General features: G+C 42.7%; 15 protein-coding genes. 7 read left to right on the forward strand and 8 right to left on the reverse strand.

Features of this window, described 5'->3' with window-relative positions; genetic code table 11:
* Positions 1-35: 35 nt before the first annotated feature.
* From ABZR88_RS11040 to ABZR88_RS11065, 6 genes are all read right to left on the reverse strand, one after another.
* Positions 36-1,004 (reverse strand): hypothetical protein, encoded by a 969-nt coding sequence (locus ABZR88_RS11040; protein ID WP_146166584.1) that lies wholly within the window; start codon positions 1,002-1,004, stop codon positions 36-38.
* A gap of 1 nt (position 1,005) precedes the next feature.
* Positions 1,006-2,127 (reverse strand): DUF3696 domain-containing protein, encoded by a 1,122-nt coding sequence (locus ABZR88_RS11045; protein WP_107830234.1) that lies wholly within the window; start codon positions 2,125-2,127, stop codon positions 1,006-1,008.
* Positions 2,124-3,278 (reverse strand): DUF262 domain-containing protein, encoded by a 1,155-nt coding sequence (locus ABZR88_RS11050; protein WP_170113656.1) that lies wholly within the window; start codon positions 3,276-3,278, stop codon positions 2,124-2,126. The genes ABZR88_RS11045 and ABZR88_RS11050 overlap by 4 nt, the downstream gene beginning before the upstream one ends.
* Before the next feature lie 1,513 nt (positions 3,279-4,791).
* A complete protein-coding gene (locus tag ABZR88_RS11055) occupies positions 4,792-5,178 on the reverse strand; it encodes a hypothetical protein (RefSeq protein ID WP_107830238.1) in 387 nt (128 codons plus the stop codon).
* 18 nt (positions 5,179-5,196) lie between these two features.
* Positions 5,197-5,742, reverse strand: a complete 546-nt coding sequence (locus ABZR88_RS11060; RefSeq protein WP_146166585.1) for a hypothetical protein — start codon at positions 5,740-5,742, stop codon at positions 5,197-5,199.
* Positions 5,743-6,025: 283 nt separating this feature from the next.
* A complete protein-coding gene (locus ABZR88_RS11065) occupies positions 6,026-6,286 on the reverse strand; it encodes a hypothetical protein (RefSeq protein ID WP_146166586.1) in 261 nt (86 codons plus the stop codon).
* Positions 6,287-6,457: 171 nt separating this feature from the next.
* Between ABZR88_RS11065 and ABZR88_RS11070 the strand changes: the two genes are divergently transcribed.
* The 7 genes from ABZR88_RS11070 (at position 6,458) to ABZR88_RS11100 (ending at position 23,171) form a co-directional block, all read left to right on the forward strand.
* The gene (locus tag ABZR88_RS11070) at positions 6,458-6,652 is read left to right on the forward strand and encodes a cold-shock protein (protein ID WP_107830243.1); all 195 of its coding nucleotides are present in this window, start codon (positions 6,458-6,460) and stop codon (positions 6,650-6,652) included.
* A gap of 696 nt (positions 6,653-7,348) precedes the next feature.
* Positions 7,349-13,750 (forward strand): Ig-like domain-containing protein, encoded by a 6,402-nt coding sequence (locus ABZR88_RS11075; RefSeq protein ID WP_107830245.1) that lies wholly within the window; start codon positions 7,349-7,351, stop codon positions 13,748-13,750.
* Positions 13,751-13,807: 57 nt separating this feature from the next.
* Positions 13,808-16,315 carry a beta-galactosidase gene (locus ABZR88_RS11080; RefSeq protein WP_107830247.1) on the forward strand — a complete coding sequence of 836 codons (2,508 nt, stop codon included), beginning with the start codon at positions 13,808-13,810 and terminating at the stop codon, positions 16,313-16,315.
* 188 nt (positions 16,316-16,503) lie between these two features.
* Complete coding sequence (locus ABZR88_RS11085; RefSeq protein WP_107830249.1) at positions 16,504-18,060, forward strand: DUF4955 domain-containing protein; 1,557 nt, start codon at positions 16,504-16,506, stop codon at positions 18,058-18,060.
* A 63-nt stretch (positions 18,061-18,123) separates the two neighbouring features.
* The gene (locus tag ABZR88_RS11090; protein ID WP_107830251.1) at positions 18,124-19,491 is read left to right on the forward strand and encodes an alpha-L-fucosidase; all 1,368 of its coding nucleotides are present in this window, start codon (positions 18,124-18,126) and stop codon (positions 19,489-19,491) included.
* A gap of 239 nt (positions 19,492-19,730) precedes the next feature.
* Positions 19,731-22,052, forward strand: coding sequence for a glycoside hydrolase family 3 N-terminal domain-containing protein (locus ABZR88_RS11095; protein WP_170113658.1), 2,322 nt, complete (start codon positions 19,731-19,733; stop codon positions 22,050-22,052).
* Between the two features lie 198 nt (positions 22,053-22,250).
* Positions 22,251-23,171, forward strand: coding sequence for an alpha/beta hydrolase (locus tag ABZR88_RS11100; protein WP_107830255.1), 921 nt, complete (start codon positions 22,251-22,253; stop codon positions 23,169-23,171).
* 47 nt (positions 23,172-23,218) lie between these two features.
* Here ABZR88_RS11100 and ABZR88_RS11105 read toward each other — a convergent pair whose 3' ends face one another.
* Positions 23,219-23,893, reverse strand: a complete 675-nt coding sequence (locus ABZR88_RS11105) for a carbohydrate-binding family 9-like protein (protein WP_146166587.1) — start codon at positions 23,891-23,893, stop codon at positions 23,219-23,221.
* Positions 23,894-24,143: 250 nt separating this feature from the next.
* Positions 24,144-25,139 (reverse strand): DUF5017 domain-containing protein, encoded by a 996-nt coding sequence (locus ABZR88_RS11110; RefSeq protein ID WP_170113659.1) that lies wholly within the window; start codon positions 25,137-25,139, stop codon positions 24,144-24,146.
* Between the last annotated feature and the right edge of the window lie 4 nt (positions 25,140-25,143).

The raw sequence follows: 25,143 nt of genomic DNA on the forward strand, positions 1-25,143 counted from the left end.
GCATAAGCTTATTTTTCATAGCCTAACTTGGTATGTTACTTAAACAACCAGGTTTTCAAATGCGGCCCTATATACCCGACATAGATTTTGTGATTACTATTATCTGGATAGAAATGAAATCGTAATTCTCCGGTTTTAATATGATGATCAAAAACTTTCTTTCCCTTCCCTTCAACTGTAAATTTTCGCAATGTCCCGTAACTACGCAGGGTAAGATCTGACTCGGTCGAAATCCTTAAATTAGTCGTTTCGTTCACTTCTTTCGTTTCAAATGCCCCTTGTTTCCAATTTGCAGCAAATGAGTCCAATGCCTTCAAACGATCAATTATCTGATAAAAAAACTTGGAAAAACCTATTCGCTTTAAAGAAACCTGCACCTCCGGACTAAAAATAAGGTTCTTAAAAAGTTCGTCGCGTTTATCCCATAGTTCATTTGCCTTATTTAATGAATCAACTTGCTGCTCTTTCCACCAGTCTAAATGTTCATCAAATGATTTTTCATCATAAAAGTGTTTTACCTTAACAGAAGTAGTTTGATCATTGCCACTCGCGGTAATGTAATAATGCGAAAGATCAATAAAACTTTTTTTCCAACAATTATGAGTTATTAGGCTGATGGCGAGCGTATCGAAAAGATATGCCGCACCAAGCCCATAAGCGATGGACTCGTCAGTATCTAATTGATGCTTAAACTCGGAGTTGTTTAACTCAGTTGCGGCTTCAAGCTCTTCATCACCGAACAACGGAAAAGAAGAAAGCAGCAGGCGAAATTTGTCTTTGTAGTCCGAATTGACATTACCGTCCTTCAGCCAATGATCTATGTTGAAGTTTTCGGCTAAAGGAATTTGATAAAGCGTCTGAATCGCACCTTCATGAAGACGCAGTTGTGTAAACCCATGCGAACCGGCATTCGTGGCAGCAGCAATAAATGTCTCTAAACTGTTTTCGGCTTCTCTCCTGTTTCCTTGCGTGGAAAGAGACAGCTCATTGAGCATGTAAATCATTTTAAGCAGGTCTGATCAGGTTGTCCAGTTGTTTAGCATACTCATCGAAAAAACCAGTTGGCTGGTGACTCAATCTACCATCAGACTCGATGAACGGCTGATCTATAGTCGTGGTATGCAAATCGTCGTTAACATCACGCTCAAAATAAAAAATAGAAACACTATTTGAATCAATTGCTTTATTCTTCACGGCTACACGTATACCGTTTAACAAATGATCAGAGTGCGATTCAATAATGATTTGCGCACCACCTGCAGCAGCTTTAGCTAACAATTCTCCCAGCTTTGCCTGTCCCTGCGGGTGCAGGTGACATTCAGGGTTTTCTATAACGATTAGATCTCCTTTTTTGGCAGACAAAACGGTCGCTATTACCGGCAAGGTATAGGTGAATCCAAATCCTGTGTTTACGGGGCTAAAATCAGGCGTCACGTCATTACCCGCATCAAAAGTATAGGAAAGCTTAACGACATCTAAATCGTTATAATAGGTTGATATCACATGAGCCCCCGGAGTAATTTCATTCATCCAGGCGTCAATGTTATCAATGAGATTATTGGTTTTTGCTTTTGGATGATGAACTTCTTCGATAGTAACCGGGTCTAGTTTAAAAAGAGCAATAAAAAGTGCTGTATTTTCACCCTTATAACCCATAAAACGCTGTTCGAGTACGGCAAACAAATTAGCCTTATAGTTATGTTCAGGCGCTATTCGATCAGCTTTTAAGTATTTAAAATTGCTGTTAAAAAGTGCTGATTGATCTTTGCTATTCTCAAAAACAGCATGCTCTGGATCTACAGGCAGCGCATCTAACTCAGAGAGGTATTTATATCGCACATCGATCATAGGTTTATAGTTCTCATCGACTTCAAACTTGATATGATCCGAAGTCGCACTAATACTGAACGCATCTTTTCCTTTACCGATATCAATCAAACTGCCTTTTAACATCAATCTTCCGGTTAAAGATTTTCCTTCCAGTTCTGATTGTCTTAATAATAATAAAGATTGAATAAAAGAGGATTTACCCATTCCGTTGAGGCCGGTAAATAAGTTGAGTGCGGTTAAATTGATCTCAGCCTCGCGGAAGGCTTTAAAATTTTCGATGAGTACCCTGGTGATCATTTTATATTTTCGTTTATAAGTTCCTTGATTTTATCAAAGCGCAATTGCACTGAAGAATAGCCGGAGGTACTTGTGGAAACAACACGGGAAAAACTGGGATCACTGATCAGTTGAATATATTTTTTTACTAATCTTTCTTTGTTAGCGACTAGTTTTTTCTGCTGGACATCTAAGAGTTTGTAAGTTTCAGAAACCCACACCTCAAATAAAGCGCTATTGAGTTTTAGATTACTTTTCTTATCGATAGATCTACTGAAAATATCCCGGCCGAAAAGCTCCTTTTGAAGCTTTATTGCTTTGATGATCCCGCTTTTGATTTTGTCAAGTTCCTTTGCATTTAAACGAGCCAGATTCTCCATTGCTTTGTCCAGGAAACCGGATAAAGGGGTTGTATACTTCGTATGGTCTACATTGATAAATGCAATTGCCCTTAAGTAAAGTTCGCGGTCTTCCATACGCTTATCCTGTACTTTTATCAGGGATCTTAATTCATCATCCTCGGAAAGACCACGTAAGAATGTCGATGCATTGCCAATATTTAAGGCGTTTCTGATTTCCATTGGATTTAGTCCCAGGCCGCCCGTATTAATCCTTCTGAAAACATTATACTTAACTTGCTTTGGGGTACCAGGCTGAATCAGATAGGTGGTAATCTGCGTCTCTAATATTCGACGCTGCATTGATCTGTGCAGATCTTTGAAGGTAATATTCTTATTGTTATAATCAGTTAAAATATCAAGTCCTTGCAGTTCTAATGGCTTGTTGTCTTCGGAGGGTTTTTCGCTGTTTACTACGAAGTTTTTAATGGTCCAAATCCTTTGAAGTCCATCTACAACTAACCATCTATTGTCGTCTTCTGCATCAAAGTAAAACGCCGGTAACGGGAACCGCAACAACAATGATTCAATCAATCTACTTTGCGCGTCAGGTTTCCATAAGTTCCCCTTTCTCTGAAATTCTGTGTTCATGTCAATTTCATCATATTTCAGCCGCTGAACGAGATGGTCAATCGTTTTAGGCTCAACTATGATCTTAATATCTTTGGGATCGAAGGGACTGACAATGTCCTGGCCGTCCTCTATCAAGCCTTCATCAATTGCTTCGATTTCGATTAGGTCTCTATTATCTTCGTTTAGCTCGTCGTAGTTCATTAACATACCTGTAGATATTCCAAAATTCGACAAAAAAAAGGATTTAATAAAGCACGGACCTCAACATGCTTCAATTGTTCCTGGAAATATCAGCAATCTTAAAATTCCTGATAAAGGCCAGGACCAAAGATCCGATAGCTGGAATTTCTGCGTCGATTATATTGATTTAAAACAGGTCACTTTAAAAGAGCTTTTAAAAACTAATTCTTCATGGAACGTCTGGACTGGAAAAGATTTGGTAAATAAAAAATGTTCAATAGCTAAAAAAGCTTTTCTATTTAAGCCATCATTCTGCCACCAGTAAAATATTCCCAATCTCCAAATTTTCGGTTCAAAGCTAACCCGGTAAGTTTGTTACATAGTTACTTATACATGCCTTTTTGCAAGATATTTTCATCGTTTTATATAAACCCCTTACCCTTCAAATCGTCAATTATGGGCTCTATGAGCCGTAAAAAGGCTTCTAAATGTTGCAAGTATTCCCGGTCAACGGTGCACTTTTAGCCGTAACAAATTGATTTTAAATTAGTTACGGCTTTTGTTTTTATACCCGCTCAAGGTTAGGTTTGAACCATTTAAAACATAAATCACTATAAAACAGTCAGTTACAAAACACAAACCGATTCAAAATCGGCAAAAATATATAAAACACAAAATCCTGATAATCAATGTCTTATAAAAAAGCTAACCCAAACTTACAAAACCAATCAATCACCTGATTATCAATAAATTAAGAAGATTGTATATTTTTCTTCTAACCATTTCCAGGAGACTATCTATCTATTTATCTATCTATCTATCTATCTATCTATCTATCTATCTATCCAGCAATCCTTCTATCGTTTTTAAGTTTGAACCACTTTTCTATAAATTCATCCTATTTAATTATAGGCGCGCTCAGCAGATTCTAGAAAAATTAACACATAATCACTTATTAGCAAAGAGATCAAGGTTCAATATCAAACTGCTTACGGAATCGCTCCCACTCTAATTCCTCTTCTCGCTCCATTTCTGACTTGATTGCTTTTGTTACTATCAGTAAAAAGGGAGCCCGAACTATTTATGGTAATCATCCGGAATTAAGTGTTGATGACATCAGGATGACTTCGATCAACAAATCAGATGCCGAATATTAAAATAATTAAGGCTGCTCACCAGGACACCGTTTTGGGGTTTCTGTTCTCGTCTGCCCAGGTGCTGACGGTGGCCATGCTCTCCCCTTTCAGATAGGCAGAAACGACATAGGCGGTGTTGCTGATCAAGCTACATCAGTACAGCAGCCAGATGAACTAAAGGGAAAAGAACCACATTCTGACACCATGTAGTTAATTACCTTGTTCTTCCGGCTTTGTTAATTCAAGTTTATCAGCCAGGAAACGGTTGACATTAGGATAACTGAGCTTTTCAATTTCTATGATAAAGCCGGTGTCAGCTGCATATACTCAATTCCTTATTTGTTCTTTTAAAACATCATGCTCGTTATCTTAACAACGACAATATTCGCTCACCCGATTTATTTCGTGTTCATATCTTTTTTCAACTTTCGGATCTGAGCATCGAGCAAATTGATATTCAGATCTTCGTAATGGTCGTCACGGTATTGTGTTAGTTTTTTGATGCCTAGTTCTACCTCACCAATCATTTGATAAATATAAACAAGTGCGCCGGCCTTCGCTTTTTCCATAGCGTGGGCTTTATCAAGATAGCCATAAAACATACTATCGTCCGGCGGCAGTGCATAGTAAAACTGCTGCATGTCTGCTCCCCCAACCGGAAATGCAGTTGGCAAACCTCTTTTAAATTTCCGGATGATGAAAGGTTTGAAATTGTTAACGGGCACTTCGGTAACCGCAGTGTCGTTTTTAAATACCCGGTAATACCGGTAAAATACTGTGCTCATGATGATTGGTTTTAATGATCAGAACTGATCGTAATAATTTTCGATGCGATGGGTAATCTCTCGTAGAACAGAGGCCGTTAAACTGGTACCCGATAGCTGTCGCCAATTACATTTCGGATCCTGGCACAATACGGCTACATTGGCACCGTTTAACCATATCTCGTAAAGTCCGACGTTCATAATTACTTCGCAAAAAAACAATGCTTCGTCCTGCTGCAAACCGAATCCAAAAGCCAGTGCCAAGTCCGGCTGTCGCGGAATGATCAGTTCGCTGAGAAATGCGCCGATCTGCTGTTTATCTTCTGTATCAAAATTCTGCAGGCCGTTATAGGCATATTGTTCATCCCCAAAGGTTACGTTACCTATAAATTTTTCATTCAGGTATAGCAGATGCTTGCCCGTAGAAATATATTGCTGTTCGTAATAGGTCAAGATGGTTTCTACTTGAATATAGCGATCCATACCATGCCTGCTGAGTAAAAATCCTGTTCGGTAAACCATGGGATGTATGCTGATGAGTAGTAGTGTTTTAATAGAACGAGCCAGCGATGATTTTGTTAGCACATACTATAAATAAAAATAAAACATAAAATGACCAGCTAAAGCTTTAAGCAGGGCCAGGTGCCAAATGAGTTAAGCTAATGTACTGGCCGCTCCCTGATTACGACTGTTACATGTTACGTTATGGCATCAAAAAACCCGCGCGGTATGAATATTCTAACAGGAAGCCTGCCGGGAATTTTCCCCACGAAACGAAAGAAACATGGCATAGATACACTTAAGGTATAGCAGGTTGTTATTAAAATACCAAACCGGTTTGTTCGGGAATGACTTTCATCGTTTTAATTTACTGCCTGTTACGGATAGCCGAAATGACCCATAGGATGATAACCGCCAGGATTACCATCATAAAAATATTTGCAGCAGTGCCGGCCTTAAAGAACCCGCCGGAGGCAGCACAGGCTGTAATTAACGTAGATATGACAAAGAAAATTATCGGCACGATGATTTTTCCTGCGTTGGACGAATAATTTGCGTCGTATGATAGGGTAGTTACATTCAGGTATGAAATCCCGGGATGGGATTTTTGCTTTTTTTCAGGAAACATCGGAAGTGATTTTTTAATAAGTGAGGGGTAGATAGACGCCTACTGACGCCCGCATCTGTACAACCTGAAGTAATGAAGTATGTTTTAATTTAATTTTTATTTTAATAATTTAAAAAAAAGTTAAATTAAAACTATTATACGTACCTTGCGCACTTATTATAAAAAGATATAATGCAAAAACAAGGAACTGTGAAATTTTTCAATAACCAAAAGGGATTTGGATTTATTTCACAACAAGACAGCAAGAGCGAAATTTTCGTTCATGCCACCGGGCTTATCGACCAGATCAATGAGAATGATGAGGTAAGCTACGAAGTTGAAGAAGGCAAGAAAGGCCTGAATGCGATCAATGTAAAAGTTATCTAAGAAATTACCATACAATTTTCGTAAAGCACTTGCCTACTGCAGGTGCTTTTTATTTTTACAACAAATTCATCGGTTTCTCGTTCTCTAACTATACCCGCCGTTTCTGGCCTTATCCCCATAAACACACCCGCCAATTCCTATGGCATAAAAGGCCTTACTGCCTAACGTTTCTTCAACATGTTATTGTTTTGGATATGGTCGGAGATCAGCTTAAAAAAGGAATATCGAAATAAAAGGTAGTGCCCGCGCCAGGTTGCCAGTGGCACCTTAGAGCGCTACAAGACCGCTCTAAGGCATACCAGATCATTTTAGTTTGATTACGGTTTTTTAGACTGATATTCTGTCTACTGTTCACGAATGTCAACAGATACGGGATGCTTGTGTAATCAACCTAACAGCGTTTGCTAGCCTGCATGCAGGCTACCGCATCTATATGAGCCATTAAATCTCGGAAGATTTTACTCTAAAAACGGAGAAATTTCCCCCTGTAAATCTTCACAGCTTCCTTTCTTTGATTTAACCAATTATCGGCTGTTCTATGCTGCCGGGCTTTTATTCAATAAGCATATGCCCCTCGTTGAGGCGGCTTGATTGGCAATAATCAAGCCAGTGCTTGCACCGCAATTGAACGTGCAGTCAGCTCGCGTTAGCAAGTTTTGAGTTAAGTATTTAAACCTGGTTATAAATGTTTTGATTATGAGAAGACAACTACTTATTACATTTATCTTACTTTTAGCAGGCTTCAATCTGCTAAAAGCACAATCTCAATACCGGAGCCCTGGCACCGGTGCTACTGTCGACCTCGGCTCGGCCACAAACTGGCAGGTCTCCACTGATGGCGGCGCCACCTGGAATGCCGCTACAACGGCACCAACGGGTCTGGCAAGCGGCAGCACTATAACGATCCAAACCGGCGACACCTGGGCAAATAATATTGTTGCAACCTCCATCCCTGCTGGTGTAACCTTAACTAACAACAGTACTTTGTTAGGTACCTTTAATACCACTAACAAACTAACAGTGGGAGGTACGCTGGTTTACGCTGGTACTGCTGCGCAACTTTTACCACCGGTTGCAGGCATAGCGGGCGGCATTATAACAAACCTTACTGTTAATAATACTGCAGGAGTTTCACCTAATGGTTCTTTCACCTATATAACCGGAGTACTTAACCTAATTGCAGGAAACTACAATTGTAACAATGCTGGGGTTACCTTCTATTATAAGGGAGCTATGACCGGCACCAACGGCAAAATAAATTGCACCAGCTTTTTTTTCCCGAGTCTTGCGGGACAGGTTATTGACGGTAACTTACTTTTAAACAACACCATCGTTAAATTATCAGGACAAGCCACTAATTTCTCATCCACCAATCCAATAAAGGTAACAAACACATTAAGCCTGGCTGCCGGTACGTTTACGCTTGGAGGCACACTTAATATTTCCGGCACTACCCTATCAGCCGCTGCTGGCGCAGGAGGAATCAATGCGGGCAACAATACAGTAACGTTTAGCGGTACTGCCGTTCAAGCCATACCAACAGGCTTTTTTACTGCCAATAATATCAATAATTTAACCATCAGCAATACCGCCGGTGTTACTTCCGCGGGCTCTTTAAATATTGGCACTGCTTATACCGTTGTGCCGTTAAAAGCTGGGGTTACTCCCCTGGCAGTTACCGGTACAGCCACCATAGGCGGCACACTCACCATTGGCAGTTTTTCGTCAACACCGGTAGCCGGGCAGCAGTTTACTATTTTATCGGGGACTGCTTTAAGTGGCACCTTTAACAATCTGGTATTGCCGGGAGGCTACACCGGTACCCTGGCCTATTCTGGTACTGATGTAAAACTTACAGTTATGCCGGTAGCCTCCAGTAACGCAACCCTAATTGCGCTCACAACAACTGCCGGTGCCCTGTCGCCATCATTTGATGCCAATACTACCGGCTATGCGGCCAATGTACCCAATGCCACATCAAGCATAACGATAACTCCAACGGCGCATGATGCGTCTGCATCTATTAAAGTTAATGGCACCGCAGTTACAAGCGGCAATGCCTCACCCGCTATCAGCCTAAGTCCGGGCAACAATACCATCAATATTATTGTAACCGCTCAAGATGGCGTAACCACTAAAACTTATACCCTTGCGGTAACCAGACAACCTATATTGTATACTTTCGACTCCGGTGTGCCTACCAATTTTGCCGCAACCGGGTCTACATTAAGTTCCAGCACGACACATATTAAAAGCGGTAGTTCTTTGGCCTGGAGTGTAACTAATGGTGCAGTGCTTACTGCTTCCTCTCTTGGTATCACATCTGCGCAAACCGGTAATTTTACTACAAGCGCGGCTCAGTTTTACATCTATAATGCCGTACCTTCTCAAGACACCTTGGTATTTAGTTTTTATACTAATGGCAACCCAACTCCGCAAAGAGTGGGACACATGTTGCTGAATTATGCCGGGTGGCGTGATTATCACCGCAGTTATCGTTTTGATTATAATAGCGGGCTGGACATGGGGCCCGGCGGCTTTACACTGGATAAAATGATCATTACCTATAAAGCCGCGAATTCTTCCTCAACCCCTACAATTTACCTGGATGAGTTTAACATGGTGGGTGACGCAAATGAAAGACAACCCGGACCACACATGCAGCTTGACCTGAATCAGTTCTCAGATTCGTACTCCTTTCTGGAACCACTGCAATATTTCCTAAATCCTCCACCTGCGGGACCGGCACCTACAGCTACCGCCCAGGAGCAAGCAAATGCGGCAACAGTAAAAGCCCAATATCCACGTTCCATATTTATACCGAATGGTGCCAATGTTACCACGGCTGAGAATTATGTAACTGGTTGTGGCATTTACCGAAACGCAGATGGATCTATAAACGGAACCAGGGGGCTAATGTATTTGAACAATGTAGACACATTGGTTAAAATAAGCAATTACGTTGGTTATCTTACAGCGGCCGCCTCCAGAAACAATGATAATGTGGCCAAATCTAACTTATTGTTGTTTACCGAATACCTGTTGGATCAAGGCCTCGCAGAAGGTGGCAGAAATAACATTCATACAAATGACTATACAAATTGCCGAAATTTTCCGGTAGGGTTTTTACAGGCAGTGAAATCTGGGTTATTAACCGATAGTTTAAATAAGGGGATACTCAGGATGTTAAAATGGTCTAATGGTTATAATGTCATTTACAACCCTAACGCCACGTGGGTAGAGACCGATTTTATTTACCTGAAAGCTACCTTTTTATTAGAATTAGCAGGCTATGCCCCTTCTGTTGATGAGCAGGTAAGAGATTATTATAACGCATCCAACTTCCTGAGTTTGTTTACCAACACACAACAAGGGATTGAAGATGGTATTAAACCTGACGGCACCGGCTTTCACCATAATTTTAATAACATCCATTATCTATACGCCTGGGGGGTGTATGCAGACCGGGCCAATAGTTTAAAGGGAACTGTTTTCAGAATTAAACAGCAGGCCTTTAATAATATGGCTGGCGCTTTTAAAACCATTTTGCTACAACAATCGCCAAATGCTGCGCTGATACCTAATTCCTTAGGCGGTCGGTATCCTTTAGCTCCATTCACGCAAATCAGCCAGAATCAGCTTAAGGAGATGGTAGCGGTGGGCGGAGACATTGAGGGCACAACCAACGATACCGGTTTAGCGCAACTGTACAACTATATCTACCAAACCAATAATTATAATGTACCTGCAAGAAATTACGATAGTGTCTATTGCTACAACTATGCGTCTATTGGCATAAAGCGTAAAGGAAATTGGATAGCCGCAATGAAGGGCCTCACCAATACACTAAGAGGCGGCGAAATCTTTCCGTCACAGAAAATGAACATGTATGGCCGGTACCAAAGCTACGGAGCATTGGAAGTATTGTACAGTGGTGGAAATACGGCCAATGGCTGGATTTTAAACGGTGCAGGGTGGGACTGGAATATGTATCCCGGCACTACCTCCGTTCAACTGCCCTGGGCGAGTCTTAAACCATCCAGTACATCCAATGTTTATCAGGTCCAGGCTAATAACTTTGCCGGAGCATTATCGCTTGGCGCTAAACATGGCATTTTTGCCATTGACTTTGTGGAGAATGCCAACGGAAACTTTACACCCGATAACCTCAAGTTTAAAAAGTCTGTATTTACTTTCGACAGTTTGATGGTTTGCCTGGGCTCTTCCATTAGTTCTACCAATAGTTCTAATATTACCTCTACCAATTTATTTCAGGCTATTGATACGGCCGCTAATTTTGCGCCAATTTATGTAAACAGCGCCTCACCAATTAATGGTGCCACCTATAGCAATACCCTGTCAACATCAGCCAACAGCGCCTGGATGGTTAATGGCCAAACAACCGGTTATTATATCCCTAAAAACGGGGGCACTATTACCGTAGCAAGGGGCTCACAATCAACACCCGATCAATCCGATCTCAATCAAACTTTATTTAATACCGCAAATTACAGCAAAGCCCATATCAGCCACGGTAACGCGCCCACTAACGGAACTTATCAATATGTCGTGGTTCCTGCAACTACCCCAGCCGCCATGCAGACATTGGCCTCAACGCTGGATGCCGGGAATATCTATACGGTATTGAGCCAGACAGATTCCCTACATGCCGTTTTTTATAAACCGGACAGTTTAACTTCGTATGCTTTTTTTCAACCTAATGACCATGTAAATATTGGCTACATTAAAAGCATCTCCAATAAAGGTCTTGTAGGCATTCAAAAAAAGGGCGACACATTGACGGTCACGATTAATAACCCCGATTTAAATGCGGTGGCTGATAATACCGATGCACAATGGCATTCCTCTCCGCAAAACATCAACCTGATACTAAACGGCAACTGGACGGTGATCGCCAACACGCCGGGGGTAAGTACTAGCTCGGCCAATAACACCTTAACGGCGGGCTTTACCTTAAAAGATGGTTTCTCAGGCAGTTTAACATTGGTTGTATCCAAGCCTCCGGTTGTCGCCTTAACCGCGCCAGCAAAAGATACCACAGTGGCCGTGGGTACCAATATGGTGGTCAATGCCAATGCCAGCAGTCCAAACCAGGGCGGTAGTATTGCCAAGGTCGATTTTTATAATGGATCGACGTTGCTGGGCACTTCAACCGCTTCGCCTTTTACCTATACCTGGAACAATCTGGCTGCCGGTACCGATACTTTGAAAGCCGTGGCTACTGATAATATAGGGTTAACCACTACCTCGTCAAAAGTTGTTGTTACCGTATCCACTCCCCCGGTGGTGGCCATAACGGCTCCTGCTGGCAATGCAACTGTTGCATCTGGGTCTGATATTGTAATAACTGTTAATGCCAGCAGCCCTAACACAGGCGGCAGCATTGCCAAAGTTGATTTCTATAATGGGTCGACCTTACTGGGCACGTCTACAACTGCACCTTACAGCTATACTTTAACAAATGTTTCTGCCGGCACAGATTCACTAAAAGCGGTGGCTACAGATGACCGGGGTTTAACCACAACATCATCAGCTATTATCGTTACGATATCAAATCCGCCGGTCGTGTCATTAACCGCGCCAGTTAATAACAATACAGTATTAAAAGGCTCTAATGTGATTATTACGGCCGATGCCAGCAATTCAAACACGGGCGGTAACATTACTAAGGTTGATTTCTATAACGGCTCAACCTTGCTGGGCACGTCTACAACTGCGCCTTACAGCTATACACTAAACAATGTAGCTGTCGGTACAGATACTTTAAAAGCGGTGGCGACAGACGATAAAGGTTTAACCACCACCTCCGCAAACGTTATACTGAACGTTGCTGATGCTCCTGTAGTTGTCTTAACCGCACCAGCCGATAACAGCACAGTAACCGCAGGCGATAACGTGACGCTTACGGCTAACGCCAGCAGTCCAAACACCGGCGGCAGCATTGCTAAGGTTGATTTCTATAATGGATCTGCACTGATTGGAACTGCTACAGCGGCACCTTTCAGCTACGCCTGGAACAGCGTAGCCGCGGGCACTGATACCTTGAAAGCAGTGGCGACTGATAACTATGGTTTTGCCACCACCTCGGCCAGTATCAGGCTGATCGTCAATCAGCCGCCTACGGTTGCCGCTACTTCACCGATGGCAAATACCAGTTACTTTGCACCCGCCAGCGTAACCATTAATGCCAATGCTGCTGACGCCGATGGTTCGATACAAAAAGTAGAGTTCTTCCAGGGAGCAACCAAACTTGGTGAAGCTTTAACCGCACCGTACAGCTTTAACTGGACTAATGTGCCTGCCGGCAGCTATGCCATCACCGCCAGGGCTACCGATAACAAGGGCGCTGTGACTACTTCTGCTGTGGTGAACAGCACGGTCACTACCCGCCCGGTGTTGCAGGTGGCTATTCCGGATATGTATGCGCTTAACGCGGCAACAGATCTTAAAAACACCATCTATATTGGTTATGGCCCAAGCTCATTTACCCTTACACCATCGGTACAGGGAGGACAAGGTGGTTATACCTATAGCTGGAGCAACGGCGCAACCACCTCATCTATCGTTGTGTCAGCAGCCGGTACTTATACCGTCAATGTATCCAGTGCAGATGGCGGTCTGGGGACTGCCACCATCACCATTAATACTCTTGACGTGAGATGCGGTAACGACAATACCAAGGTACAGGTTTGCCATAACCAGCATGTCATCTGTGTGGCGCAAGCTGCCGTTCAGGAGCATTTAAGCCATGGCGATAAACTCGGATCATGCAGTGGCAACATGGCAGATGCGCACACCAGTAACTTGGCTAATGATCTTACCGCGCTGGTAAGTACATCCAACGTAGCAGTATATCCAAATCCGGTTGCTGATATCCTGCATATTGCGGTACCGCAGGTACAGCCAAATGCCAGTATCCATTTGTATAGTTACAGCTCGCCAGGTAAAGAGGTACGTACGTTCAACCTTACTCAGGCTAAACAGGATGTAACCTTCCAGGGACTGGCACCGGGTTATTATTTCCTGGTGATTAAGAACGGCAGCCAGATTATTAAGAAAACACTTATTAAGAATTAAACATTTTATCAGTTTTTTACAAAAGCGCTTTTATTATATCCCCAAGATAAACCATTTATGAAAATCCATTTTTTCCTTTTATGCCTGGCTGGTATTTTTTGTATTGAACTGCATGCGCAAAATCGCTTGCAGTATGACATAAAAATAAAAAGCACTAATGCCGCAGTGATAACACCCAAACTCAAAATGGGGACCGATGTGAGGCCCGACGGCGAAAGCTTAAGCTACACCGGAAATTACCTGTTACGTAATGGGAAGCCCTGGTTTCCCATTATGGGAGAATTTAATTATGAAAGATATCAGGCGCAACAATGGGAGCAGGAAATTCTGGCCATGAAGGCAGGTGGTGTTGAGGTGATCAGCAGCTATGTTATCTGGATTTTTCATGAAAAGCAAAAAGGTGTTTTTGACTGGAGTGGCAATAATGATCTGAGAAGATTTTTGGCGCTTTGTAAAAAGCATGGAATGTATGTATGGATAAGGATAGGGCCCTGGGTGCATGCTGAAATTAAGAACGGCGGCTTCCCCGACTGGTTGATGGCTGAGAAGATAAAACTGCGGACAGACGATCCCGCATACTTGAACTATGCCGATCGTTTTTTTAAGCAGGAAGCAAAACAATGTGAGGGATATTATTTTAAGGACGGTGGCCCTATCATTGGCGCTCAGCTGGAGAATGAACTAAACTTTAAAAATGCGCCCGAATATGAGCACATGAAGGCATTGAAAAGGATGGCCATACAGGATGGAATAGACGTGCCGTACTACAGTGGATTTGCTCCGGGACCGGATAATCAGGATGAATTTTTATATACCCTTGGCAGCTACCCCGATAGTCCATGGAATACGACAACCAAAGCATTTATTAAACCCGTTTATTTTATCAGGCCTTTGAAAGCAGATGATGACATCGGCAGTGACCTGTTAGGCAAAGTTGACGCTAACGTGCGGAATAATTATCCGTTAATTTCTGCCGAATTGGGTGCGGGTATGCAGAAGACTTACCATAGGCGTGTAGATGTATCCGCTACGGATGTAGCAGCAAACATTTTTACAAAATTAGCAGCAGGCCTAAATGGGTTTGGATATTTTATGTTCCACGGAGGCATGACTCCTCTTAATTGGGCAAATAACAACGGCTTTCAGGAATCAAGGGTTTCTAATTATCCTAATGATATGCCCTTGCTTAATTACGATTTTCAGGCCCCGCTAGGCGCCATGGGGATACCTGCACCTTCTTTTTCAGAATTAAAATTACTTAACCTGTTCGCGCAGGACTACGGCAGCAAACTGGCCGAAACACGACCCTATTTTACCACTAAATTGAAAAGCTCGATGTTCTCTACCGATACGGTGCAGGCTTCGGCCCGCACTAAAAATGGTGCTGGTTTTATTTTTCTTTCCAATTATCAGCGGCTTGTCGCATTGCCCGCGATTAAAAATTTTCAGCTTGATCTAAATGATGGCTCCAAGTCAGAAATGATTCCGGCAAGGCCAATTACTTTCCCTGCTAATCATTATGTCATCTGGCCCTATAAATTAGATATGCAAGGCGCGTTGCTTAAATATGCCACAGTACAGCCCCTTGCTATTTTAAATAATGGTACCACAAAAACGTTCGTGTTTTTTAGAGATTCCATTGCTCCGGAAATGGTATTCGATAACACCACCATTAAAAAGGTAAGCGCATTAAAAGGTTGTTTGTGGGATGCAAAGAATGGCGTTATAACAAGCGACAAAAAACAAGATGATTTTTATTTTGAGATGGTTAATAAGGCGGGGGAAACAGTCAAAGTACTTGTTATCAAAAGGAACAGAGCGTTGCAGGCGTATAAAATTAATTACAATAACGGAAAAGAAGCGCTCATTTTCACAAAAGCATTGTTAAGGCAACAAGCCAATAATCAATGGAGTGTTGAAGCCGCAAGCAAAGACGGCAAGATTGAGGTAGAAACTTATCCAGGCACTGTTATATTGGTGAAATCAATCTCAAATACAGCCAGCTGCAAAAAGGTTAATGCAGGCAGCATTTTTAATTCATTTATTATCAGTGAGCCAATTACTAATAAACCCTCTGTAAGTTATTCCCGTACGGTTGATGGCAATACCAGGGCGGCCCGGTTATTTAAAGACTCGATATTAAATGTATTTAAAAAATCGAAGCAGTTTAACCCGCTGCAACCAGGCCCTTTGTATTTACCAACATTCCATTCATTACCGAATCAGCAATTATACCAGTCAAAATATAATTGCGAACGATCCGCAGGCGTAATAGATTGGGAAGTAACCGTACATTATGACGGCGACGTGCTGACTATATATCAAAATAACAAACTCCTGTACGACCAGTTTAACTATAATGGCATTTGCAAGTACAGATTAAACTATCTGGTTAAGAATACTGCTGCACCGGTATTGCTGCAAATTGTACCAGCAGAAAAGCAATATGATATTTACTGGGGCAGCCTGGAAAAAACATTGAACGATCAATTAACAGCCAAAATAAAGAGTATCGATATCGTGCCGGTGTACAGGTATGGCTTCTCGATAAAAAGAAATGATTAATAGTTTTTGTTCACCGGGTAAAGAAGCTAATGCTCTTAACTCTGCTTTAACCAAATAAAGTATACTCTCAACTGTCGTCGGGGCATTACTAATCGAGAACGGTAGTCAGACCATTAAGAAAACACTTATTAAGAATTAAAAAGGCAGTTACTGCAAAAGTTTGCTGCCTTTTTCTAAAGACCAGTTATATGTATAAATTTTTAAAAAATGTCGGTTGTTTTTTGAGCGGATGCTTGATCAGCCAATCCATACACGCGCAAAATGCGCAGCCGTCGCAGTTGTTTGAGCTGTATAAGCAGGATAAAAGCAAATCAGTCCTGCCCGATTTTTCTTATGTCGGGTATCATTGCGGAGAAAAACCTGTTCCCGAAATAACTAATTACAAAGTATTTAATGTTGTTGATTTTGGCGCCAGACCTAACGACGACGTATCTGACAAAAAGGCTATCCAGGCGGCTATTAATGCCGCTAACAGCAACGGCTCCGGCATCGTTTTTTTTCCGAAAGGGCGGTTTTTAGTAAACGATGACAGCACCCTTACAAAAGGTATTGTATCTAAAGGCAGCAGAATCATTTTTAGAGGAAGCGGTTCGGGCCCCGGCGGTACCGAACTATTTATGAAAGCAATGATGGTGCCTCAAGACCCTAAAAGGATGTGGACAGGAAGGCCCATGTTTACTTTCACTGCAAAGGGCACGGACACCCAAATTGGACAAATTGCAAAGAATGCGAACGTGGGCGATTTTGATCTGAAACTAAGTACAACAGATCATCTGCAAGCAGGCGATTGGATTGCCATAAAGCTGCTCGATAACGCTCCTGAATTGGTTAGCGCAGCACTAGCCCCTGGTAAGGCAAATCCGGCATGGAAATATATCATAGAACAAGGGGTGGATGTTTGTATGTATTACCAGGTAAAAGCCATCTCCAACGGGTACATTACACTCCATGCCCCGCTGGCCTATCCTATTGATATTAAATACAAATGGTCGGTTTACAAATTTGCAAACGCAGAGGAAGTTGGGATCGAGAACATAGCCTTTGCAGGTAACTGGAAACAAAAGTTTGTACACCACCGGTCATGGAAAGACGACAGCGGTTTTAACCTGTTGAGCTTTTCACACTGCACCAATTCATGGATGAAAAACTGCAGGTTTACAGATTGCAACATTGCGGCCATGGTGAGTCAAAGCGCCAATGTTACGGTGATGGACTGTGTGATTACCGGGAATGGCGGGCACGAAGCCATCGGCTCCAATCATTCTACCAACGTGTTGCTGGCCAATCTAAAAGATGAAGCATCGCAATGGCATGCCTTTGGTGTGCAGCATGGTTCTGTTAACACGGTACTTTGGCATTGTTCCTACCCGTCCACCACTTGTTTTGAAGCACATGCCAGCCAGCCAATAAACTCGTTATTTGACAACACCACCGGCGGTTTTATGAGCGGCCGTCAGGGTGGTGCAGTAGAAAATTTGCCCAACCACATGGGGGGCCTGGTATTGTGGAACTATACGCAAACTAATAACCCAGTAAAAGACTTCGATTTTGCACCTTCAAATGATGTATGGTTTAAAATGGTAAACCCCATTGTAGTTGGTTTTACAAGTAAAGGAAGCAGCTTTAAGAAAGGACAGCCAGGTTATTTTGAAAGCATCGGGCAAAAGGTATCGCCGGCTTCATTGTATGAGGCGCAATTGGAATTAAGATTAAAAAAGGTGCCGGATTGGCTGAAGCAACATTAAATAGTTCAGCAAAATATTGCCAGCTCACCAAGATTTATGATACACGCCTTTAATAAATAAGAAATGAAAAATAGTACGCGAAAATTTGTTCTGTTATTTACATCATTGTTAATGTTGACAGCTTTTTCTTTTGGCCAAAAGAAATTAGGCAATGAAACAAAAGAGCAGAAAGCCAAAAGGATGGAATGGTGGACCGATGCCCGGTTTGGAATGTTTATTCATTGGGGCTTGTATGCCTTGCCTGCACGCCATGAGTGGATAAAATTCAGGGAAGAACAGACCAATGAACAGTATCAAAAATATTTTGACCTGTTTAATCCCGATCAGTTCAATCCGAAACTGTGGGCAAAACAAGCGAAAGCAGCCGGTATGAAATACGCTGTTCTAACCACTAAGCATCACGAAGGCTTTTGTTTGTTCGATAGTAAGTATACCGACTATAAAAGCACCAATACACAAGCCAAGCGAGACCTTGTGAAAGAGTTTGTAGATGCTTTCAGAGCAGAGGGAATCAAAATCGGGTTCTATTATTCTTTACTCGATTGGCACCACCCCAATTTTCCGATCGATTATCAACATCCACAGCGTCCGGTAAATATTACAGATACAGCGGCGGCATATGATCAATTGAATAAAAACAGGGATATAGCCGTGTACAGAAAATACTTGTATAACCAGGTTACAGAGCTGCTTACAAACTATGGCAAAATAGATCTGTTGTGGTTAGACTTTTCATATCCCACTAAAGGTAAATCGCCGGGAAAAGGAAAAGACGATTGGGGCTCTGTGGCATTATTACAACAAATCAGAAAATTACAACCCAACATCATCGTGAATAACCGCCTGGATTTAAGCAAGTATGAAGATGGCGCTGACTTTGAAACCCCTGAACAGGTAAAACCCGAAGCATTGACAAAGCTCAGGGGAAAAGCATTTGAAACCTGCCAAACATTTTCAGGATCCTGGGGCTATAACAGAGATGAAGATACCTGGAAATCGCAAAGGCAACTGCTCGACTTGCTCATATCTTCTGTCAGCAACGGCGGCAATCTGATTTTGAATGTTGGGCCAACTGCCCGTGGCGAATTTGACTACAGGGCAAAGAAAGCTTTAGACAGTCTGGCTGATTGGATGCATGCTAACAGCAAGTCAATCTACAAATGCACTTATGCACCCGATGAATATAAAGTGCCGGAAGGATGCAAGCTTACCTATAATACAACGAACAAGAGGTTGTATATACATCTATATAATTACCCCTCTAATGCCAAATTGGTTTTACCTGGCTATAAAGGCAAATTTAAATATGCGCAATTTTTATTTGACAACTCTGAATTAAAATTTGAAATACAGGGAGATGATGTAGTGTTAAAGCTACCAGCTAAAAAACCTTTGTATGAAATACCGGTAATAGAATTGCTATTGAATTGATGCCGAATATTTCAACGGTATTGACGCAGGCAAACGTAAACGTACGGTATACTACAAGGGTGAAAGCATAACCATCAAAAGATAATTTCGGATGCTAAACGGTTAACGATTTATTAACCGTCAAAATAAAGAGTATCGATATCGTTCCGGTGTACAGATATGCTGTTTCGATTGCAAGAGATGCAGTGATAAAAGCAATGAATGCTCAAGGATTAAAACCGACTGAATATTGTAAACAAATGAAAAAAGGAATAAAATTTTTATTGTTACCCGCATTGGTGATGGCTATCGGCCAATTGCTTTTACAGGAACAAGCAATTGCACAAAAAAAAGACAACAACAAAATTCTGCTCTATAAAAACCCGGCTCTTTCAATTGAGAAACGCGTGAATGATCTGATTACGCGGATGACCCTTGAAGAAAAAGTGTACCAAATGTGTGCCTTACGTTTGGGCGATGGAGACGAGGTGTTTAAAACGAGCGGTGTGTATTCGATAGATTATATCCGGCAGCAAATGAAAACACACGGCACGGGCCATATCAGTTGTCCCACCACCGATATGAATGCAGCCTTGAGCGTTAAAACGGCCAACGAAATTCAAAAAGTTGCAGTTCAAGAAACAAGATTAGGCATCCCAACGCTTATTAATGATGAAGCATTACATGGTTTCAAGGGCTTTGGCGCCACCTCTTACCCCCAGGCTATTGCACTTTCCTGTACATGGGACTTGGCCTTAATGAGAAAAATAGCAGATGCCATAGGGAAAGAGGCTTATAGTAGAGGTGTAAGGCAGGCATTAGGCCCGGTACTTGATCTGGCGAGAGATCCACGCCATGGGAGAATGGAGGAAACCTATGGTGAAGACCCTTATCTGGCTTCCCGTTTTGGTGTCGAATTTATCAAAAATGTACAGCAGAATGGCGTTATCTGTACGCCGAAACACTTTGCTGCAAATTTTGTATCCGCCAATGGATCAGATGCGGGCAATATTTCATTGAGCGAAAGAGAACTGAGGGAAATTCATTTGGTTCCTTATAAAGCCGCGGTAACAGAAGCCCATGCAAAATCTATAATGGCGGCCTATAATGCGATAAATGGGGTGCCGTGTCATGCAAATAAATGGCTGCTTACTGATTTGCTGAGAAAAGAATGGGGGTTTTCAGGGTTCACCGTATCTGATTGGAGCGGGGTAATACATACCATGGATATGCACAAAATAGCCGACTCGAAGGGAGAAGCTGCTGTGTTATGTGCCAATGCTGGTTTAGATGTAGATCTTCCCAGATACAAGGCCTATGTGGAATTAATAGACCAGGTTAAAAATGGGAACATTAAACAATCTGTGATTGATGAAAGTGTGAAACGCATTCTTCGGATAAAGTTGGAGTTGGGGTTGTTTGAACATCCATATATTGAGGATACAACACAAGCTGTTAAATTATGTAATGCTCCTGAATTTAGAGCTTTGGCCAAAAGAGCAGCTGAGGAAAGTATTGTGTTACTGAAAAACAAAAACAACGTATTACCTGTAATCGCATCGACAAAAAGTATCGCTGTTATCGGCCCTAATGCCAATACGGTTCAGTTAGGTGGGTATTCAGCCAGTGGAGTGGCTGGCGTTAGTCCGCTTGATGGCATAAAAAACATTTTTGGTTCAGCTGCTACCATTCGTTATGCTAAAGGTTGTACGCTTACGGGTGTTGATTCAACTGGATTTAAAGAAGCAGTGGGTATAGCGCAGCAGTCGGATATAGCAGTGTTGGTAATGGGTGGCCAATATGGCCTGACTGGTGGCGAATCGCAAGACCGGATAGATCTGAATTTGATGGGTGTTCAGGAGGCTTTGATCAAAAGAATAAGCAGCCTGCATAAGCCGGTGATAGTTGTATTGAATGACAGCCGCCCTGTAACCATGTTAAATTGGGTAGATAAAGTGGATGCCGTTTTGCAGATGTTTCCTGCAGGAGAAGAAGGAGGAAACGCCCTGGCAGAAATATTGGCAGGCAAAGTTAATCCATCCGGTAAAACTACAGTTACTATACCCCGAAATACAGGCCAGCTGCCATTAACCCAGATCACCCGTCCTTATGGAAGAGAAGGAAGTATTGCTGAATACCCGGAAACCAAAGGCAAACCAATGGATTTTAAAGATCGGTATTATGCGCTATTCCCTTTCGGTTTCGGATTGTCTTATACCTCATTTCAATATGGCAACATCAAATTTGTAAAGAACAAATTTTCAATAAATGAAAAAATTCAGTTGTCCGTAAATGTTACCAATACAGGTAATAGAGCTGGCGATGAAATAGTACAATTATATTTTACCAACCTGCATTGCAAGCATATTACCCAGGCCCGGCAGCAATTGAGGGCTTTTCAACGTGTAAGCATTCCTGCTGGAGGCACGCAAACCGTTACCTTCATCTTAAATCCATCAGATTTAAGCTATCTGGATGAGAATCTGAAACCTAAAGTAGATCCCGGTGAGTTTGAAATATTTGTCGGTGGCAATAGCGTGGATGGCGTCACCAGTAAATTCACGTTGGTATCCGAAAAGTAATCAGAGTAACAGATCCCTGTTAATATGAAATATTTTGCAAAGAAAGCAGACACTATAATTCAGGAGGCTTTGTCGTCTTTTATCTTGCTAAATCCACAATCTAGATGTGATTATATCCAGGCATTTCCCGCAGTTTTTTGTTTGCTCTTCAATTTCACTTAATAGAAATAGCTTTCCCAATTCCCGATCATTACCATTATGAAAAGAAACATCCGGCTCATTCTTCTTGCACAACTGATTACATTTACAACCGTGAAAGCGCAAACAACTTTTAACTTATATAAAGACGTTATACCGGGAAGCAAACCCGTTAAAAATGAAGAGGTATCCGAAACAGAAGGCGGTATATTGCGCATCAGCAAAATCACCGTTCCTACGCTTACCGCATATATTCCTGAGAAGCAGGATGCTAAAAGAACTGCAGTGATTATTTGCCCCGGCGGCGGTTACCAGATCGTAGCGGCAGATCATGAAGGTGCGGCTATTGCAAAAGAGTTTAACAAAAAAGGTATTACTGCTTTTGTTCTGAAATACCGCCTTCCGAATGAGCATACTATGCAGCACAAAGAGATAGGCCCTTTGCAGGATGCACAACAAGCCATTAAAACGGTAAGAGACAGCGCTGCAAAATGGAACATCGATCCTGCGCGTGTGGGCATAATGGGCTTCTCTGCAGGGGGGCATCTTGCATCTACTGCGGGCACCCATTTCACTAAGCCGGTAATTGACAATAAAGAGAATACCAACCTGCGTCCCGATTTCATGATCCTTATTTATCCCGTAATCAGCTTCCAGGATGTCTACGGCCATGTTGGCTCAAGGGAGCAGTTGATTGGAAAAAATCCTTCGCAGGAAAAAATCAAGGAGTACTCAAACGAATTACAGGTCACTTCAGAAACGCCAACCACCTTCCTCGTACATGCCAGCGACGACAATGTTGTTCATCCGCTAAACAGTATTCTTTTCTACCAGGCATTGCTTGCAAACCATATCCCTGCCGAGTTGCACCTCTATCAAACCGGAGGCCACGGCTTTGGCCGCTACAGACAAAACACTGCTGATGAATGGTTGGACAGGTGTTTTGATTGGATGACGCTGAATGGATGGAGAAGTAATTAAAAGAAGGTGTTTTTGATTGGTGCATAAACAGGCTGTTTTCCTGACACCTATACCCCTACCAAAATTTCAGAACGTACAAAGATTCCCTTTCCAAAATATTCGGGACGATGAAAATCAGGCGCCAGAGCATGGATCTTATTCCAGGCCAGGTAGTGTCGCTCTGGCAGGGCATCTCCACATTTAGAAAAATTAAGACTGCAGGTCATTCCTGCGAAACTGTCGATGTAGTGAAATTGAAACACCTCGGCCGGGATAGCTATAGTGATCTCCCATTCAAATAACCCATTTTCCCCATTAAACGCTATCGAAGTTTGCGTATCGATAAGCTCGAGCCGGCGCCGGTCGATGAACTGCCGGCCGGCCTTGCCACAGCCATACTGCCCCAATACGGTACCGGCGCAGTTAAATTCAAGATTGTAATAGTTCAGATCGTGTCCGAAACGGATAAAAAATCCCACGCAGCTATCTTTAAACACCGGCTCATTGGTACGTTTATGCAGAGCTGCAATATATTTTTCAGCAACGTAATATTTTAGAAAGACCACATCGTGCCCATACCCCATAACAAAGCTCACCCTCGGCTTTTGCCGCACATCCAGCCAAAGCGTATGGAGCATCGGCTGTTTATTTATTTCATCAAGCCTGGCTCCGGCCTGTGCAAGCATATCTGCACCAGGTGCGCAGGCTACAAATGGGATAATTAAGTTATTGGTTTGATTCAAGGGTATTACATTTATCGGCACAGATCTTTTTCACTGCCAGTGTTTGAGTTACCAGCTCCGGCAACGGTTCGACAGCAATTACGTCAACAGCAACCATCGAGCAATCAGGCCGGAACTTTGACGCTGATAAGGTCATCCCCCCTTTGACCGCCGTTTTTGCCGACCGGGGCCAGCAAAAACGGACAGTGTGCAGAGAAACACATCAGGCTATTTGGGTTAGCTCATTTTCCTGCGTGGGGGAAACCAATTATTATTTAACAGTTACAGCCACCTGCTGTACCGTTGTTTTTGAATCATCGGCGGTAGCGTTGGTGGCCACAAAAACCGCATTGTAGCTACCGGCTTGGGTATAGCTATAGGTATAGCTACCCAGAGTGGCAATCTCACTTTTTATGGCTACGCCTGCATCTGGTGTTACCTTGGTCAAGTCAACCGGACCACTAATGGCCCAGGCCTCTGCCGATGCTGTGGCTGCCGTAGTTGCCCCGGTGATCACCAGTGAGGTACCATCGGTATAAACCCAGGCATAATTGTTAGCGTTTTTGGCAGGATCATAGGATACCGCCCAACCCGGACTGTAGCTGGCTACCCCATAGTTGCTTAACGGCTTAGCCGGGCTGTTCAAATTGGCTATAGTATAGGTGGTGGCATCACTCAGCACATTATTGATGGCAAAGTTGGTGATGGTCCATTTGTTCTGGATAGTACCGCTTGCCCCATTGTATTTGAAAGCAAAGTAAACCGGTTTACCTTGTTTGGCCAGATCTGATAAGTCGATCAACCCTGAAGATGTTGCCGTTGTATTTGTTGGTATAGTTGCACGACTGGTGATATCGGTCCAGGTGGCTGATGCAATGTTAGCATTGGTGGTAGCAGTATCGCGTACCAGTACCCCTGCTAAAGTTTTCAGCGCTACACCTTTAAAATCTGTGGATACCAACAAACTAAGCGAGCCTGCCTGTGTGCCGTTGGCCAACTGCGAGGTAAATTGCAATTGCGCTGTACCCGCAGCCTGGGTGCGATTGATATACTGGTAACGTTTACCAACCTCGCCAGAGTAAAAGGTAATCACATTGGGGTTACCGCTGAACTTAAAGTTCACCGTATCGCCAGGCGCAAAGCTGGCAGGCGCGCTGCCATTATTTTTTACCGCGGTTACGCCAAAGCTGGGCGAAGGCACGTCCTGCTTTTTGTTACAGGCAGCCAAAGCAAGGGCGGTGATTGCTATGATATAGGAGAGTTTCATGTGT

The sequence above is a fragment of the Mucilaginibacter yixingensis genome, assembly GCF_041080815.1.
In the GTDB taxonomy this organism is placed as follows: Bacteria; Bacteroidota; Bacteroidia; order Sphingobacteriales; family Sphingobacteriaceae; genus Mucilaginibacter; species Mucilaginibacter yixingensis.